Origin of the sequence: Devosia sp. (assembly GCF_024707125.1) — a bacterium.
GTDB lineage: Bacteria > Pseudomonadota > Alphaproteobacteria > Rhizobiales > Devosiaceae > Devosia.
In genome coordinates this window covers 120,035-136,000 of sequence record NZ_JANQAH010000003.1, presented here as the reverse complement: position 1 = coordinate 136,000, position 15,966 = coordinate 120,035, and the positions used below count along the sequence as shown (strand labels likewise).

Genomic DNA, 15,966 nt, shown 5'->3' with positions numbered 1-15,966 from the left:
ACCGCAAAAACTCACTCACGCTGGGCCGGCATGATGCGCGCAATGCGTTTATATCAGGTGAAGCGGGTTCTTAGCCTTTTTCCTGCACGTCCCGGTAGAGCGCTTCGATTCGCCTCACCATGGTCTCGAGCGAGAATTCGCTGGCTACACGGCTGAGTCGCACCTGCATCTCCGCCCGCGCCGCCTCCGGCCGGTCGAGCACGGCCTGCATCGCCGCTGCCAGCGCCTCGGCATCGCCCGGCGGCACCAGCGTCTCCGCCGTCCCGGCAAAAATCTCGGGAATGCCCCCGACGCTTGTCGTCACCACCGGCAATTGCGCCGCCGTTGCCTCCAGAACCACATAGGGCAGGGACTCCGCCAGCGACGGCAGCACCGCAACACGCCCCTGCGCGAAGACAGCCCGAGCCGGTTGCGACCCAACCAACCGCACCCGCTCCGTCAGCGACAGCGCCGTGATCCGCTCTTCCAACTCGACCCGCTGCGGACCATCCCCCGCCATCACCAGCGTGGCCGGGGTTCCATCCTGCCGCCGCAGCCCCACCATGGCCTCGACCAGCGGAAAAATCCCCTTGAGCTCGCGCAACTCGCCGACAAACACAAAATCCGCCGCATCCTCGGCGATCGCCACCGGCTCGAACTCGCCAGCATCAAGCCCGTTATAAATGATCTCCGTCCGGCAGGTCGGCGGCGTGATCAACCTTCCATAGGTTTCCCGAGCAAAATTACTCTCAAAAATGATCGCCCCGGTCTCCCCGAGCAGGCGCCGCTCCAGCCAGTGAAACGCCTGTCCGCTCTTCGAGCGCGCCGAAAAGTGCAGCACCCCGCCATGCGGTGTGTAGAGCGCCACCGGCCGCTTGCGCCCGATATGCGCCAGCCGGGCATAAAAGCCCCCCTTGGCCCCATGGCCATGGAGAATATCTACGGCAAGATCCCGCGCCAGTTTCCGCACGGCAAAGGGCGTCGAAAGATCACCCCGTCCCAAAACGCGCGGCATAGGCATGGCATGCACGCCAAGATCGGCAAAATCCCTCAGCGCATCGAGTCGCCGTTCAGTCTGCGCATCGCTGGCGAGGGAATCAACGATCAGCCCGACACTATGCCCGCGTGCCTTGAGCCCGCGCGTCAAATCCGCGACATGCCGAAAGAGCCCGCCCACGGGCGCGCGCATAACCTGCAAGATGCGCAGGGGTCGTTCCATCCCGCTTAGAACCAGCGTTCGGAAATGACGATTGTGTCACCGGGATAGATGGGGAAGTCGAGGTCCGCCGGGCCGCGAACCATTTCATTGCCCTGGCGACGATAGACCGTCACCTGGTTGCGGTCCGCCGTTTCCGTATAGCCGCCGGCCGTGCTGATGGCCGCGCGTACGGTCATGTTCGGCACGTAGGAGAACTGCCCCGAAGTCCGCACTGCACCCTGGATAAAGAAGGGCCGATATTCCGCCACTTCCATCGCCACATTCGGGTTGCGCAGATAGCCATTGGCCAGGGCCCCGGCGATGCGCGATGCCGCAACACTCGTCGTCTGCCCGCGCACCTGCACCTGTCCCACGAGCGGGAAGGCAATCGCCCCGCTATCGCTCACGCGGTAGGTATTGCTCAGCTCCTGGTCGCCATAAACCGAAACGCGCACCACATCGCCCGTATCGAGCGTATAGGGGCCGTTTGGCTCGACGAAATAGCTTCCGGGGCGCGTCGTGGCGCAGCCCGCGAGCGGCATCATCAATGTCAAGGCGAGAATGGGAAGCCAGCGCATGGTCAATCCGCGCGTTTCGAGTGGCCCTTAGCATTCCCTGTCATGGTTAAGATTTTCCTTATGCCGGACAAGCTTGCTCCGAATTTGCCGCATCGATTAACCGATTTTTGACCACGAAGCCCGATAGTGCCACTGCATGCTGAGGATCTGCCGTGAGCGAATATGCCCCGACAATGCGCGATGCGCGAATTGACGTGACTGCGGTTCTCGCCGCGGTTGGCAAGCGCTTGCCGCGTATCATCATCGTCACGCTGCTGGTTTTGGCCGCTGCGTTTCTCGTCCTCACCATGCTGCCGCGGCTCTATGAATCCTCGGCCTCGATTCTCGTCGAGCCGCGCTCCAATGTTTATACGCGCTCGGCCAATGAGCAGGCGCCCGCCAGTGGTTCTGGCGATACCAGCGTCGTCTCCAGTCAGATCGAACTGATAAAGTCGCGCGATACGCTCCTCGGGGTCATCGACCAGCTCGACCTGCGTTCCAAGCCCGAATTCAACGGCAGCCAGTCCGGCTTCTCTCCGCTTGGCGTCGTCATGCAGCTTATCGGTCGCGGCTCGACGCCCATCAGCGTCGATGAGCGCGTCATCAATACGCTCTACGATCGCATGACCGTCATCCAGCAGCGCGACTCGCGCATCATTTCCATCCTGGTGCGCTCGACCGATCCGCAGCTTGCCGCCGATATCGCCAATGCCGTGGCCGAAGCCCACGTCGCCCGCCGCGCCCAGCTCTCGCTCTCCGACACTGCCGAAGCCTCCGATTGGCTGCGCCAGGAGATCGAGCGTCTCCGCACCGTCGTCGGCGATGCTGAAGCCGCCGTCGCCCAATATCGCGTCGATAACGACCTCTTCATCGGCACCAATAATACCAGCCTGCTCGATCAGCAGCTCTCCACTATCACCACCCAGATCACCTCCGCCCAGGAGCGCAAGAACACGGCGCAGTCGCGTGCCGCCGTCATTCGCGGTCTCCTGGAACGCGGTCAGCCCATCGAAAGCGTCGCCGACGCGCGCAATTCCGCAGTCGTGCAGCAGCTGAGCCAGGAAAAGGCGCGCCTTCAGGGTCAGCTCGCCCAGCTTTCAGCGACGCTCCTCTCCAACCACCCCAATATCCGGGCCCTCAATGCCCAGATCGCCGAACTCGACAATCGCATCAACCAAGAGGGCTATCGCGTCGCCGCCGCCCTCGAAGCCGAAGCCCAGGTCGAAGCCGATTTGGAAGCCTCGCTCCAGGCCGACCTCAGCCGCTTCAAGCAGACCGCTTCCACGGCAACGCAGGACACTGTCGCCCTCGACAGCTTGCAGCGCGAGGCCAAGGCCCAGCGCGACCTGCTCGAGGCCTACCTTATGCGCTACAACGAAGCCTCATCCCGCGCCGATGCCGGCTCGGCCTTGCCCGACGTGCGCGTCGTCACTGAGGCCGCGCCCTCCGTCACCCCAGCTTTCCCCAAGACCGCACTGATCCTCGCCGGCGTTGGCATCGTCACCTTTGCCGTGCAGTTCGGCGCCGTCGTTTTCGGCGAGCTGATGTCCGGCCGCGCCCTGCGTCCCATCGAGCCCTATGCCTGGGAACGCGCCGGCCGCGAAGAGCCTGCTGTCACCGCGCAGCCGGAGCAAGTCGCGCCGTCCGACGAGGAGGAGCCGGTCTACGAAGAACCCGCCTATGAAGAGCCCGTCGCCGAAGTCGACGAGGTTGAGACCGAGCCTGTCTACGAGGAGCCGGCCCGGCCCGCCGCCTTCGCTTACGTCGAACCCGATCCGGCGCAGGCCGCCTCGGAAAGCGCCCGTCGCCTCCTCCAGGAACTGGCCGACCGCCGCAACCAGCGCGACGCCGCCCGTGCTGCCATGGAATCGGCCCCGGCACCAAATCCTGTCACCGTCACGCCCATTCGTCCTCAGGCGCCGCGCCAGATCACCGGTATGATCCGCTATGCCGACCTCGCGGCCGATCTCGTTCTGGGCAAGACCCACCTCTTGCTCCTCGCCGATCACGGCAGTCGCGAACCCTCTCGCCGCATGGCCGATGCCCTTGCCGCCGATGGTCTGGCCAAGGGCCTCAGCGTCGTGCTCGTCGACGCCGGCAGCGGCCGCACCAGCGACGCGCCCGGCCTTTCCGACCTCAGCACCGGCCAGGCCGGCTTTGGCGATGTCGTGCAAAAATCCGCCGACCAGAGCTTTGCCGAAGTGGCCTGGGGGCAGGGCGACACCGTCGACCGCGCTTCCGCAAAGCCTTCCATTCTCATCGAAGCGCTTGGCGACATCTATGAAGTCGTCATCGTCCTGACTGGCCGCGTCGGCGCCCGCTCGACCCTGCCGGTCTTCGCTGATCTCGATGGTCGCGTCGTGCTCGTCACTAGCGAAGACGAAGACGCCGACACCGCCGAAACCCTGCGCAAACAGCTTCTCGACGCTGGTCTCCCACGCGTCGAAATCTCGGCTCTGGAAGACGCTGTTGCGGCTTAGTTTCTATCCATGATCCGGTGTGCGCCGTCACCCCACCCTCATTCCCTCCCCATCAAGGGGAGGGAGGCGCAGACTCAAGGCTCCCGGTCCGATCGTCTCCCTCCCCTTGTGGGGAGGGATCAAGGGTGGGGGTATCGGCAACCGCGGATATCCCACCAAAGCCTCCGCGAAAGGCGAAACGTCAATGAAATACGCCGCCATCCGCGCCGCCTTCGAACTGCTCTGGCTCTCCCGCCTGCCGGCTTTGTCGCGCGCACTCTCCGCGTCGCGCGGCGTCATCTTCACCCTGCATCGCGTCCTGCCCGAAAACCCACCCGCGTTCTCCCCCAACGCCATCCTGCAAATCCGCCCCGATTTCCTCGATTATGTCATCGAGCGCGTGCGCGATCTGGGCATCGACATCATCACCCTCGATGAAGCCGTCGAGCGCCTCGCAGCCCCCAAAAAGGGAAAGCCCTTCGTCGTCCTCACCTTCGACGATGGCTATCGCGACAATCTCGAATACGCCCTGCCGATCCTGCTCCGTCACGAAGCGCCCTTCACGCTCTATGTGCCCACTGCATTCGTCGACGGCGTGGGTGAGCTCTGGTGGCAGGCCATTGAAGACATCATCGCCCGCCAGGAGGCCGTCGCCTTCACCGAAAACGGCGAGGTCGAATATGTCGACACCGCGACTACGGCCCAGAAGAAGGACGCCTTCAACCGCCTCTACTGGCACCTGCGCAAATTGCCCGAACCCGAGCGCCGCGCCTTCCTCGCCGAGTTCTGCCACAACTACGGCTACGATCTCGAAAAGCAGTGCCGCGACCTGATCATGAGCTGGCAGGAACTGCGCCTGTTTGCCGGCGAGCGGCTCTGCACCATCGGCGCCCACACCGTGCATCACTACGAGCTGGCAAAGCTCCCCGAAGACGAAGCCCGCCAGGAAATGCTGCAGTCGGTAGAAGTCATCCAGGCCCAGTTCGGCATCCGCCCCGAGCACTTTTCCTATCCCCTAGGTGGCCCGCTCTCCTGCGGTCCCCGAGAATTCGCGCTGGCAAAAGACCTCGGCTTTAGAACCGCCATCACCACCCGCCCCGGCGGCCTCTACCCGCACCACCTCGAAACCCTGACCGCGCTCCCCCGCGTCTCGCTCAACGGCTACTTCCAGTCCGAGCGCTACGTCGACGTCTTCGCCAGCGGCGGCATCTTTACAGTTTTGGGCAAACTGACCGGCTGACGTTCGGCGCTCTATGCTCTGACTCTGTCGTCATTGCCGGGCTTGTCCCGGCAATCCATCTCGCCTCCGCATGGACCACCGGGACAAGCCCGGTGGTGACGATGATCACGAGAGTGTGCCGCTAAGCCTGCACGTCCGGCTTCGCCATCCAGCGAATGATCGCCATGGCCGGCAACAGCCAGCCCATCCCCGCCACGATGAAATACACAATCAGCACATACCACGGCAGCTCTGGCGGAAACGCCAGATAGACCGAGGTGGCGAGGCTCGCCCAGACGACGATGGAGAACACGCACAAAAGCGCGCCGATCAATTTGCGGTTGCGTTGGGTCATGTGCGGCATCTGGACTGTTGCGACTGGGCGAGGCTGGCATTACCACTCCGCCAGCCCCATCGATACCGGAATGTTGCCGTGACCACCCAGCACAATGCCGCACCAGGACAAATCAGCTATGCGAGCGACCTTCTCCGGCCGGTCCGCATCTGGCTCTACGCCCTTGCTAGCTTTGTCCTGCTGATCGTTGTGGTCGGCGGTATCACGCGGTTAACGGAATCGGGTCTTTCCATCACCAGTTGGAAGCCGATTTCCGGCACCATTCCCCCGCTCAACGACGCCCAGTGGCAGGCCGAATTCGAAGCCTATCAGCAGATTCCGCAATATTCGATCGTCCATTCCTGGATGGACATCAACGACTTCAAATATATCTTCTTCTGGGAGTGGTTTCATCGCCTCCTGGCGCGTGCGCTCGGGCTGATTTTCATCATCCCATTCGTCATTTTCCTCTTCCAGAAGCGTCTCTCGCGTAACCTTGCTTTGCCACTCTTTACCCTGTTCATCCTCGGTGGCTTCCAGGGCTTCCTCGGCTGGTGGATGGTCTCGTCAGGTCTTTCCGAACTGACCTCGGTTTCTCAATATAGACTTGCCGCCCACCTCTGCGCCGCCTCGCTGCTCTTCGTCGCGCTCATCTACGTGGCGCGCAGCATCGAACCCGGCCGCGTCCTCGGTCGCGTCAATCCGTGGCACCTGACCACTGCTATCATCTTGGGCGTGCTATTGATTTTTCAGATCGGGGCAGGGGCCTTCGTCGCCGGTCTCGATGCCGGCATGGGCTACAACACTTGGCCGCTCATGGATGGCGCCATCATCCCCAAGGGCCTCTTCGTCATGGACCCGGCCTGGCGCAACCTCTTCGAAAACGCCCTCACGGTGCAATTTATCCACCGTGGCATCGCCTATGTTATTGTCGCCTATATCGCCTACCTGATCTGGCGCCGCAGCAAGGATGGCGGTTTTGGCGGCGTCCACGGCTGGCTGCCGCGCATCGGCATCCTGGTTCTGCTTCAGGTCGGTCTCGGCATTGCGACCCTGCTCGCCAGCGTTCCGATCTCGCTGGCCGTCGGCCACCAGTCCCTGGCATTCATGCTCGCCGGCGCCACCGCCGCCTATATCGCCGACATGCGCAGAGTGCGGTAATATAATACCGCATTTGTAAGTCATTGAAATTGCAGCGCTATTTAAAGGCGCTTGACGACTTCCAGAATCCCCCTTAGAGACCCCTCCGAAACCTGTGATCCGTCCTCTGGATGAGGTCACAAACCAGAGTTTTCTAGGGATTTCAACAATGACCACTTACTCGGCAAAACCGAGCGAGATCGAAAAGCAGTGGATCCTCATCGACGCCGAAGGGCTGGTCGTGGGTCGTCTCGCTTCGATCATTGCTTCGCGTCTGCGCGGCAAGCACAAGGCCACCTTCACGCCTCACATGGACATGGGTGACAACATCATCGTCATCAATGCCGACAAGGTGAAGCTGACCGGCCGCAAGCTCGATCAGCACCGCTTCTACTGGCACACCGGCTACCCCGGTGGCATCAAGGACCGCACCGCTCGCGAGATCCTCGAAGGCCGTTTCCCGAACCGCGTTCTGGAAAATGCCGTTCGCCGCATGATGCCGGGCGGCCCGCTGACCCGCGCCCAGCTCAAGAACCTCCGCGTTTATGCCGGTTCCGAGCACCCCCACACAGCGCAGAACCCGAGCACGCTCGACGTCGGCGCTATGAACACCAAGAACGTCCGGGTGAAGTAATATGGCTGAAACCATCAACTCTCTCGAAGCTCTGGGCACTTCCGCTGCTGCTCCCGTTGCCTCCTCGGCTCCGGTTCACGTGCAGAAGCTCGACTCCCTCGGCCGCGCCTATGCCACCGGCAAGCGCAAGAACGCCGTCGCTCGCGTCTGGATCAAGCCGGGCAAGGGCAAGGTGACCGTGAACGGCCGCGAATTCGCTGCCTACTTCGCTCGCCCGGTTCTCCAGCTGATCGTCAAGCAGCCGATCGTTGCTACCGACCGTCTCGACCAGTACGACGTCAACGTCACCGTTGCTGGTGGTGGTCTCTCCGGTCAGGCCGGTGCCGTTCGTCACGGCATCTCCAAGGCGCTGAACTACTTCGAGCCGGGCCTGCGCCCGATCCTCAAGAAGGGTGGCTTCCTGACCCGCGACAGCCGTGTTGTTGAACGTAAGAAGTACGGTAAGGCAAAGGCCCGCCGCTCCTTCCAGTTCTCGAAGCGCTAAGCTTCACACAAAACTTCTTGGAAAGGGCCGGGCAACCGGCCCTTTTCTTTTGCCCGGACCGACCTACATCCACCCCGCCATGCCCAGCCTCGTCACCCGCTTCCATCTGCTGATTTTTTCGGTGACGCTGTCTATCACGGCCGTCGCGATCCTGCGCGTGCCGGCGGATTTTCTCTTTCCGGCCCACTGGCATGGCTTCAGCGCCGATTGGCTCTGGCCGCGCGATACCGCTCTGGCCGTCGCGCCGATCGTTCAGGCCGCGTTGCTGCTGGCCTTCTTCGTCCTCGGCCGCGCCCTCACGCGCAATCACATGGCCAAGGTCCGGCACATTCTCGATCCCGCCCTCAGCCTGGCCCTGGCTGTTCCCGCCGCCTACCAGTTCGGACTCTTGTTCATGGGCATAGGTTCGGATCTGGACCTCATTCGCGGTCTCGGCTTCCTCTTTGCCGCCGTCCTTATCCTCCTGGGGCTCGTCCTCTTCCACGCCGAGCGCCACAGCTATGGCGGCCTACGCATGCCCTGGCCCATCCGCTCCGATCGCGCCTGGATCATCGTGCATCGTTTGAGCGGCATCGCGGCGGGGCTGGCCGGAGCAGGGCTGGCGACCTTGTCGTGGATCGATGCTGGCCCTGGCGTGCTCGCCGTCGCCTTCGCCGCGAGTCTCTTCGGTCTCCCGCTCTTTGCCGCCCTGGTGAGTCTGGCCGTAAGTCGCGCCTGACAACTTCTATTCTCTCTTTCGGCCCTTCGAATGAGAAAATTCTTCTAACCCGGAAAGAAATGGAACGGCATGCGCTGCGGCAAAACTGTGGCGGGCGTATGGTCTGGTCAATCTGCAGGCACAGTGCTCAAGCGATGGGCAATGAAGCCGCCAGCCGAAAGGTCACCTAATGTCTCCCACTTCCGTCGCCGCGGCGCGCGCTCCCAAAGCGCCTAAGCCGTTTTACGCCAATTTCGGCTTCCAGGTCCTCGCGGCCATGGTCATTGGCCTTTTCCTCGGCTTCATCGCCCGCAATATGGGTCCCGATGCCGCCGGCAATGCCAATTGGCTGACCCAGACCCTTGCCACCGTCGGCTCGTCCTTCGTGTCGCTGCTGCGCGCGCTGGTGCCGGTTCTGGTCTTCACCGCCATCGTCGCCTCGATCGCCAACCTGCGCGAACTCAATAACGCGGCCAAGCTCGTCTGGCAGACCCTTCTGTGGTTCGCCATCACCGCGCTGATCGCCGTCGTCATCGGCATCGCCCTTGGTCTCATCATCCAGCCCGGCCTCAACACCGAAGTCGCCGCGGAAGCCGCCAAGGCGCCGTCCTCGACTGGTTCCTGGCTCGATTTCCTCAAGGGCCTGATCCCCTCCAACATTCTGGGCCTCCAGGCTTCCACCCGCGTCAACGATAGCGGCGCGACCACCAGCCTCTCCTTCAACGTGCTGCAGATCCTCGTGATCTCCATCGTTGTCGGCATCGCAGCCCTGCGCGTTGGCCCGGCCGCCGATCCCTTCATCGCCTTCACCCGCTCGTTCCTGAAGGTCATCCACAAGGTCCTCTGGTGGGTCATCCGCTTGACGCCCATCGGCACTATCGGCCTCCTCGGCAATGCCGTCGCCGTCTACGGTTGGGATGCGCTGGCCCAGCTCGGCTGGTACTCGGCCGCCATCTATATCGGCCTCGCTATCGTGCTCTTCGTCGTCTATCCGGTGCTGCTGCAGGTCCACGGCCTCAACCCGATCCGCTACTTCCAGAGCGCATGGCCGGCCATTCAGCTCGCCTTCGTGTCGCGTTCCTCCATCGGCACCCTGCCGGTCACCGAACGCATCACCGAGCAGAATCTCGGCGTGCCGCGTGAATACGCTGCCTTCGCCGTGCCGCTCGGGGCCACCACCAAGATGGACGGTTGCGCCTCGATCTACCCGGCAATCTCGGCCATCTTTGTCGCCCAGTTCTTCGGCATCTCGCTGGGCATCGAGCACTACCTGCTTATCGCCTTCGTGGCCGTCATCGGCTCCGCCGCCACGGCTGGTCTCACCGGCGCCACGGTCATGCTGACCCTGACCCTGTCGACCCTCGGCCTGCCGCTCGAAGGTGTCGGCCTGCTGCTCGCCGTCGACCCGATCCTCGACATGGGCCGCACCGCCGTCAACGTCGCCGGCCAGGCCCTGATTCCCACCATCGTCGCCAAGCGCGAAGGCATCCTGGATCAGGCCACCTACGACCGCGGCGAAAGCATCGACGCTCTCGACGACGCCCAGGCCGTCCCGGCTCAGTAAACGTCGCAACATGAATGTCGAAAGGGGGAGGCAATGCCTCCCCTTTTTTGTCTTCCGGTGCCCCATCCTTCGTCTTGACTCTAATTAGCGAAAGCACTAATTAGAAAAATATCGAAGGAGAACGCCGTGGGCATCAATGCTGTCTTTGAAGCTTTGTCGCATCCGGTGCGGCGCAAGGTTTTGGCGCTGCTGAAATCGGGGCCCAAAAGTGCCGGCGAGCTGGCCGATCATTTCGAGCTCAGCCGCCCCACGCTCTCGGTTCACTTCGCCAAGTTGAAAGAGGCCGACCTTGTCGCCGTCGAGCGCCAAGGCACGAGCCTCATCTATCACCTCAACACATCGGTCCTCGAGCAGGCGCTCGCCGATGTTCTTTCGCTGCGAGAAGAAAAATGAACCAGTTGCGTCTCGTCGGTCCCTTTGCTCTCGTCTCCGCCGCAGTCCTCGCTGCCGCGACCATAGCCGGCTACCTCATGGTGCCGCCCGAAACTCTCATGCCGGTCCATTGGGGTCCGGATGGCACGGCCGACGCTTTCTGGCCGCGCAACATCGCATTGCTCATGCCGCCGGCAATCCTGGCTGCGCTCTGGCTGACCTTCGCCTTGGTCTTGAAGCGGGGAGGGGAGGTGGACCGCGCCCGCCAGGGGCTTCGCGCCGCCTTTGCCGGCATCGGCATGCTGATGGCGGCCATCCAGATCGCCACCATCGCCATAGCCCTCGGCTATCCCGTGGATATGATCCGCGTCATCGCCGTCTGCATCGGCCTTTTGTTCATCGGCTTGGGCAATGTCATGCCAAAGTCCCAACCCAACAGCTATGCCGGTTTCCGCCTGCGCTGGACGCTCGAAAGCCCGGCCAATTGGGTTGCCACCAACCGCTTTGCCGGGGCGCTCATGATGCTCGGCGGCATCATTCTCACTATCGCCGCTTTGCTTATCGCGGAGCCGCTTTGGCTCCTGGCAATCATCGTGCTATGCACCGCCGCGCCGAGTCTAGCCGGCATCATTTACAGCTACCGTTTCGCCCGGCGCGAAAGTGCGGCACGGCCTCTTTGAGGCCTCCTCGCTCGCTAGGCGTGCGAGCAAACCTTTGGCAAGGAACGAAAATGGCTCAATCGCAGGGTGGCTGGGACGGTCGGCGCAGGGCGCTCGCCCTGGGCATGATCTCCAACGTGATCGGCGCCCTTGCTGCCGCTGGCGCAGCCATAGCGGCTTGGCTCACCACTACGGGTCAGTCGGACCTGACGCAATGGGCACTGATCCTGGCCGGCATCGGTGGGGTCTTCGTGGCCAAGGGCACGGTCATCCTGGCCATCGCAGAGAGCCGCCCCTATACGCCGCAGGATGGCGTGCTTGAGCTGCAGCAACGCCTGACCGCGCTCGAAAACCGTCTATCCGCCCGTAGCTCAGGTTTGGTCGGTCGCCTGGAACAGATCGAAGCAGATTTGGCAGACCTGCGCCCGCGCAGTTGATGCCTCTCGCTAGACGGCTTTCTTGAGCGAAAGCTTCTTGGCCTTCGACTTCCGCGCGACCTTGGCGGCCTTCGGCACGAAATTGTCCATCACGCGCTCGATCACCTTGATCGCCTTGTCGGTGCCGTCCTCGCTGCGGAGCTTTTCAGCCACCAGAGCGGCATTGCGACGATAGGATTCGTTGCTGTTGAGATCAGCCAGCGCCTCGGCCAGCAGTTCCGCCGTCAATTTGCGCAACCGGATCGGCTTCGGCCCGCAACCGAGTTCATAAACGCGCCGCCCCCAATAGGGCTGGTCCATGGCCTGCGGCACCACAAAACTCGGGCGCCCAAGATGCAGACCCGCCGATGTCGTGCCCGCCCCGCCATGGTGCACGACGGCACTGACATAGCGGAACAGCCGATCATGCGGCGCTTTCTCGATCGGAAAAATCGTATCCGGCAGGTCGCGCGGATCGATCCCGCCCCAGCCGCGCGCCACCACAGCACGTCCGCCCCAAAGCTCTACGGCTTCCTTCAGGATGCGCGTATTGCGCTCCGCGCCAAACGGCATCGAGCCGAAGCCGATATAAACCGGTGCCTCGCCAGCCGAAAGAAACGCCTCAAATTCCGGCGTCGGCTCCCAGTGGCTGCGATCCCGCAGGTTCCAGTAGCCCGTCACCAGCGCCGTCCGCGGCCAATCGCGCGGACGCGGGCTGACTGCCGTCGAATAGGCATAGAGCGTCGTCAGTGGCGAGCCATCGGTATTGGTGAAGACCCCGCCCATATTCCGCGCCTCGAGCCCCATCAGCTCGCGCCGCAGCCGGTTGCGCGGCAGGTTCCAATAGGCCTGCTGCATGGTCGCCGCGGTATAGGAAAGCTTGTTGAGCGTCGGCCCGAGATCGTCGGCGACGTAATACATCGAAAGCGGGAATTCGCTCGTCGAGTTGAGCGGCTGCAATGCCGTCATGATCGCCGGCACTTTCAGCGCCTCGGCGATATCGATGCCAAAACTCGTGTTCATGTTGACCACGATCGCCTCGGCACCCTGGCACATGCGCCATGCGGCCCGCGCCGCGGTGTCGACGATCTGCTGGCCCTGCCGCAAGAGGGAAGGGCCGTTGATGAGCATGGACGTGCTCATCGCATTTTCGAAGCGCGATTCCTTGAGGAAGGACTGGATCGAGGGTCCAAGCGAGTGAAACTCAAGGCCGTAATTGCCGACGAGGTCCTCAAACTCTTCGGTGGCGCCCAAGGCAACGGCATAGCCGCGCTCCTGCAGAGCCAGCGCAAGCCCGATATAGGGTTGGACGTCGCCTTGCGTGCCGATCGTCACCAGGGCAATGCGCTTCAAGTGTGGAACCTCATCATACGCCGCTATGCCCGAAGGTTGTTCCGCTTCGGGCCATTTACAAGACCTTGCAGAGGAATTATGAACGGCCTGTCGATTGTTGCATTTCTTACAAAAACGACCTTCGAAGGGCAAGAGACATGGTGTCTCCATTCACTGTTGCATGGGTTGGAGCTTCGCTCGCCGGCAAGGTGACTGCTATTGCCGCTGCCAATGCCTTCGCGGCGGCAAGCGCCCGATAGCTCTTCCCGCATGGCCACGGCGTGGCAGGGAAGAGCCGAATAGATCGTTACGGCCCCAAAAGGGTCCTTTTAACCCCTTCAAAACCATAATTCCGCGATAATCCACGCCGCATCATGGCGCAGCGCTCACCGCGCATCGCGACAGTTCTGGGTCTCAAAAAGACCTTCCGAGGAAAAAATGAGCGCCGACTTCCACAAAATCCGCCGCCTTCCCCCTATGTTTTTGCGCATATCGATCCGCTGAAAGCCAAGGCTCGCGCTGAGGGTGTCGATATTATCGATCTGGGCATGGGCAATCCTGACATGCCGACGCCCGAGCACATCGTGGCCAAGCTCCAGGAAACGGTGAAGGACCCGCGCACACATCGCTATTCCACCTCGCGCGGCATTCCGGGCCTGCGCAAGGCACAGGCGAGCTATTATGGCCGTCGCTTTGGCGTGAAGCTCAATCCCGACACGCAGATCGTCGCGACTCTCGGGTCCAAGGAAGGCTTCGCCAATATGGCTTCGGCCATCACCGCCCCCGGCGACGTGGTGCTGGTGCCCAACCCGACCTATCCTATTCACTCTTTCGGCTTCCTGATGGCCGGCGGCGTGGTGCGTTCGATGCCTGCCGATCCGAACGAGGATTTCCTGCGCTCGCTCGACCGCGCCGTGCGCCACTCGATTCCCAAGCCGATCGCCATCGTTCTCAACTACCCGGCCAACCCGACCGCCTACACGGCCGACCTCGATTTTTACACCGAGGTGGTCAAGTACTGTAAGGCCAACGACATCTTCATCCTGTCTGATCTCGCCTATTCCGAGATCTATTTTGATGAAGATGCACCGCCGCCCTCCGTGCTGCAGGTTCCGGGCGCCATCGATATCACGGTGGAATTCACCTCGATGTCGAAGACCTATTCCATGCCCGGCTGGCGCGTCGGCTTTGCCGTCGGCAATGAGCGCCTGATCGCTGCCTTGGCCCGCGTAAAATCCTATCTCGACTATGGTGCGTTCACGCCCATTCAGGTCGCCGCCACTGCAGCTCTTAACGGCTCGGACGACGTGATCGAGGAAGTGCGCAAGATCTACAAGCACCGCCGCGACGTCATGGTCGAGAGCTTTGCCCGCTCCGGCTGGGACATTCCAGTGCCAAAGGCCACCATGTTCGCCTGGGCGCCGATTCCTGCTCAGTTCGCCCATTTGGGCTCGCTCGAATTCGCCAAGCTCCTGATCAAGGAAACCGGCGTCGGCGTCGCTCCGGGCGTCGGCTTCGGCGAATATGGCGACCAGTACATTCGCCTCGCCTTCGTCGAAAACGAGCAGCGCATCCGTCAGGCTGCTCGCAACATCAAGAAGCTGCTCGGCGGCAAGGGCGACCAGAGCAACATCGTTCCGCTCGCCACCGCAACGAAGTAGTTTGCGTTTCGAGGGGGCGGCATCCGCCTCCTCGACACAATGGAATAGAAGCGTGGACGCAGATCCGAGCGCCGCAATGCAATGCGGTTATTACGATAGAGGCGTCTGCCGCTCGTGCACCTTCATGGGCATGCCTTACAATGCCCAGCTTGAGCGCAAGATGGCGCACGCCCAAGACCTGCTCGCCGCATGGCCGGAAGCAGTCTGGCTCCCACCCATGGCAAGTCGCCCCGACAGCTTTCGCAACAAGGCGAAAATGGTGGCCGGCGGCACGCCCGATGCACCCACCCTCGGTATTCTCGACACAACCCAACACGGCGTCGATCTCACCGGCTGCGGTATTCTTGCCCCCGGCCTGCGCGCTGCCTTCGAGCCCATCAAGGCTTTCATCTCCCGCGCCCGCATCACGCCCTACGACATTCCCAGCCGCCGCGGCGAACTCAAATACGTGCTGCTGACCGAATCCGCCGATGGCGAACTGATGCTGCGCTTCGTGCTGCGCTCAACCGAAGCCCTCGGTCGCATGCAAAAGCATCTGCCGGGACTGCTGATCGATCTGCCGCAAGCTGCCGTCATCACCGCCAACATTCTGCCCGAACACAAGGCAGTCCTTGAAGGCGACGAAGAGATCTCCCTCAGCGGCGGCGCGACCCTGTCCATGCGCCTCGGCGACCGCGTCCTACACCTGCGTCCCGCCAGCTTCTTCCAGACCAATACCGAAATCGCCAGGGGCCTATACCTTCAGGCGCAAGAATGGGTCGACGAAGTCGGCGCTCAATCCATCTGGGATCTCTACTGCGGGGTAGGGGGCTTTGCCCTGCAGGTCGCTGCGCCCGGTCGGCGCGTCCACGGCGTGGAGCTCAGCGAACCAGCCGTGGAATCCGCCCGGCTCAGCGCCGCCGAGATTGGCCTCAGTGATGTAACCTTCGCAGCAGGCGATGCGACCGCCCTTGTTGCGGGTGAAGCGCCTGACACTATCATCGTAAATCCGCCCCGACGCGGCCTCGGCGACCGGCTTTGCGAAACCCTCGAATCCTCGGGTGCAAAGACCATCATCTATTCGAGCTGCAACGCGGTCACCCTTGCCCGCGACATCGCCGCCATGCCCGCCTACGAGCCAAAGTTCGTCCGTCTGTTCGACATGTTCCCTCAGACCGACCACTATGAGGCAATGGTCCTGCTGACCCGCCGCCCCGCGTTAGACTGAGCCTGGCCACCAAATATTACATGACATCAGAAATCACCTTTTGTATGGAGAAGC

The 15,966-nt window shown here is 62.4% G+C and carries 15 protein-coding genes and 1 pseudogene; 12 read left to right on the top strand and 4 right to left on the bottom strand.

Going from position 1 to position 15,966, the window contains the following annotated elements:
• Positions 1-70: 70 nt before the first annotated feature.
• Both NVV77_RS01645 and NVV77_RS01640 read right to left on the bottom strand, forming a co-directional pair.
• Entirely contained in the window at positions 71-1,198 is a 1,128-nt protein-coding gene (locus tag NVV77_RS01645) for a glycosyltransferase family 4 protein (protein WP_295410077.1), read from the bottom strand.
• 5 nt (positions 1,199-1,203) lie between these two features.
• On the bottom strand, positions 1,204-1,755 hold the full coding sequence (locus NVV77_RS01640; protein ID WP_295410075.1) for a polysaccharide biosynthesis/export family protein: 552 nt from the start codon (positions 1,753-1,755) through the stop codon (positions 1,204-1,206).
• A 152-nt stretch (positions 1,756-1,907) separates the two neighbouring features.
• On the opposite strand from NVV77_RS01640, the gene NVV77_RS01635 reads away from it, so the two are divergent.
• Both NVV77_RS01635 and NVV77_RS01630 read left to right on the top strand, forming a co-directional pair.
• Complete coding sequence (locus NVV77_RS01635) at positions 1,908-4,214, top strand: Wzz/FepE/Etk N-terminal domain-containing protein (protein ID WP_295410072.1); 2,307 nt, start codon at positions 1,908-1,910, stop codon at positions 4,212-4,214.
• Positions 4,215-4,398: 184 nt separating this feature from the next.
• Entirely contained in the window at positions 4,399-5,433 is a 1,035-nt protein-coding gene (locus tag NVV77_RS01630) for a polysaccharide deacetylase family protein (protein ID WP_295410069.1), read from the top strand.
• Positions 5,434-5,554: 121 nt separating this feature from the next.
• Here the strand turns inward: NVV77_RS01630 and NVV77_RS01625 are convergent, their stop codons facing one another.
• A complete protein-coding gene (locus NVV77_RS01625) occupies positions 5,555-5,767 on the bottom strand; it encodes a DUF2842 domain-containing protein (protein WP_295410067.1) in 213 nt (70 codons plus the stop codon).
• A 78-nt stretch (positions 5,768-5,845) separates the two neighbouring features.
• Here NVV77_RS01625 and NVV77_RS01620 point away from each other — a divergent pair, with 78 nt between their 5' ends.
• The 8 genes from NVV77_RS01620 (at position 5,846) to NVV77_RS01585 (ending at position 11,733) form a co-directional block, all read left to right on the top strand.
• Entirely contained in the window at positions 5,846-6,907 is a 1,062-nt protein-coding gene (locus tag NVV77_RS01620) for a COX15/CtaA family protein (protein ID WP_295410065.1), read from the top strand.
• A 148-nt stretch (positions 6,908-7,055) separates the two neighbouring features.
• Positions 7,056-7,520, top strand: coding sequence for a 50S ribosomal protein L13 (gene rplM / locus NVV77_RS01615; RefSeq protein WP_295410062.1), 465 nt, complete (start codon positions 7,056-7,058; stop codon positions 7,518-7,520).
• Between the two features lies 1 nt (position 7,521).
• Complete coding sequence (gene rpsI, locus NVV77_RS01610; RefSeq protein ID WP_295410059.1) at positions 7,522-8,004, top strand: 30S ribosomal protein S9; 483 nt, start codon at positions 7,522-7,524, stop codon at positions 8,002-8,004.
• A gap of 49 nt (positions 8,005-8,053) precedes the next feature.
• Entirely contained in the window at positions 8,054-8,722 is a 669-nt protein-coding gene (locus tag NVV77_RS01605; RefSeq protein ID WP_295410057.1) for a hypothetical protein, read from the top strand.
• Between the two features lie 169 nt (positions 8,723-8,891).
• Positions 8,892-10,265 (top strand): dicarboxylate/amino acid:cation symporter, encoded by a 1,374-nt coding sequence (locus NVV77_RS01600; protein WP_295410055.1) that lies wholly within the window; start codon positions 8,892-8,894, stop codon positions 10,263-10,265.
• 126 nt (positions 10,266-10,391) lie between these two features.
• The gene (locus tag NVV77_RS01595) at positions 10,392-10,658 is read left to right on the top strand and encodes a metalloregulator ArsR/SmtB family transcription factor (protein ID WP_201772915.1); all 267 of its coding nucleotides are present in this window, start codon (positions 10,392-10,394) and stop codon (positions 10,656-10,658) included.
• Entirely contained in the window at positions 10,655-11,317 is a 663-nt protein-coding gene (locus NVV77_RS01590; protein ID WP_295410051.1) for an SdpI family protein, read from the top strand. Before NVV77_RS01595 ends, NVV77_RS01590 begins: the two co-directional genes overlap by 4 nt.
• Before the next feature lie 50 nt (positions 11,318-11,367).
• A complete protein-coding gene (locus NVV77_RS01585) occupies positions 11,368-11,733 on the top strand; it encodes a hypothetical protein (RefSeq protein WP_295410049.1) in 366 nt (121 codons plus the stop codon).
• Positions 11,734-11,742: 9 nt separating this feature from the next.
• Here the strand turns inward: NVV77_RS01585 and NVV77_RS01580 are convergent, their stop codons facing one another.
• On the bottom strand, positions 11,743-13,065 hold the full coding sequence (locus NVV77_RS01580; protein WP_295410046.1) for a glycosyltransferase: 1,323 nt from the start codon (positions 13,063-13,065) through the stop codon (positions 11,743-11,745).
• Positions 13,066-13,482: 417 nt separating this feature from the next.
• Here NVV77_RS01580 and NVV77_RS01575 point away from each other — a divergent pair.
• Positions 13,483-14,705 (top strand): annotated as a pseudogene (locus NVV77_RS01575) (LL-diaminopimelate aminotransferase).
• A gap of 52 nt (positions 14,706-14,757) precedes the next feature.
• A complete protein-coding gene (locus tag NVV77_RS01570) occupies positions 14,758-15,912 on the top strand; it encodes a methyltransferase domain-containing protein (protein WP_295410045.1) in 1,155 nt (384 codons plus the stop codon).
• Positions 15,913-15,966 lie beyond the last annotated feature (54 nt).

Bases quoted from the DNA above. Each gene is read 5' to 3' on its own strand.
- NVV77_RS01645 (WP_295410077.1), bottom strand. From the start codon at position 1,198: ATGGAACGACCCCTGCGCATCTTGCAGGTTATGCGCGCGCCCGTGGGC.
- NVV77_RS01640 (WP_295410075.1), bottom strand. From the start codon at position 1,755: ATGCGCTGGCTTCCCATTCTCGCCTTGACATTGATGATGCCGCTCGCG.
- NVV77_RS01630 (WP_295410069.1), top strand. From the start codon at position 4,399: ATGAAATACGCCGCCATCCGCGCCGCCTTCGAACTGCTCTGGCTCTCC.
- NVV77_RS01625 (WP_295410067.1), bottom strand. From the start codon at position 5,767: ATGACCCAACGCAACCGCAAATTGATCGGCGCGCTTTTGTGCGTGTTC.
- rplM (WP_295410062.1), top strand. From the start codon at position 7,056: ATGACCACTTACTCGGCAAAACCGAGCGAGATCGAAAAGCAGTGGATC.
- rpsI (WP_295410059.1), top strand. From the start codon at position 7,522: ATGGCTGAAACCATCAACTCTCTCGAAGCTCTGGGCACTTCCGCTGCT.
- NVV77_RS01600 (WP_295410055.1), top strand. From the start codon at position 8,892: ATGTCTCCCACTTCCGTCGCCGCGGCGCGCGCTCCCAAAGCGCCTAAG.
- NVV77_RS01590 (WP_295410051.1), top strand. From the start codon at position 10,655: ATGAACCAGTTGCGTCTCGTCGGTCCCTTTGCTCTCGTCTCCGCCGCA.
- NVV77_RS01585 (WP_295410049.1), top strand. From the start codon at position 11,368: ATGGCTCAATCGCAGGGTGGCTGGGACGGTCGGCGCAGGGCGCTCGCC.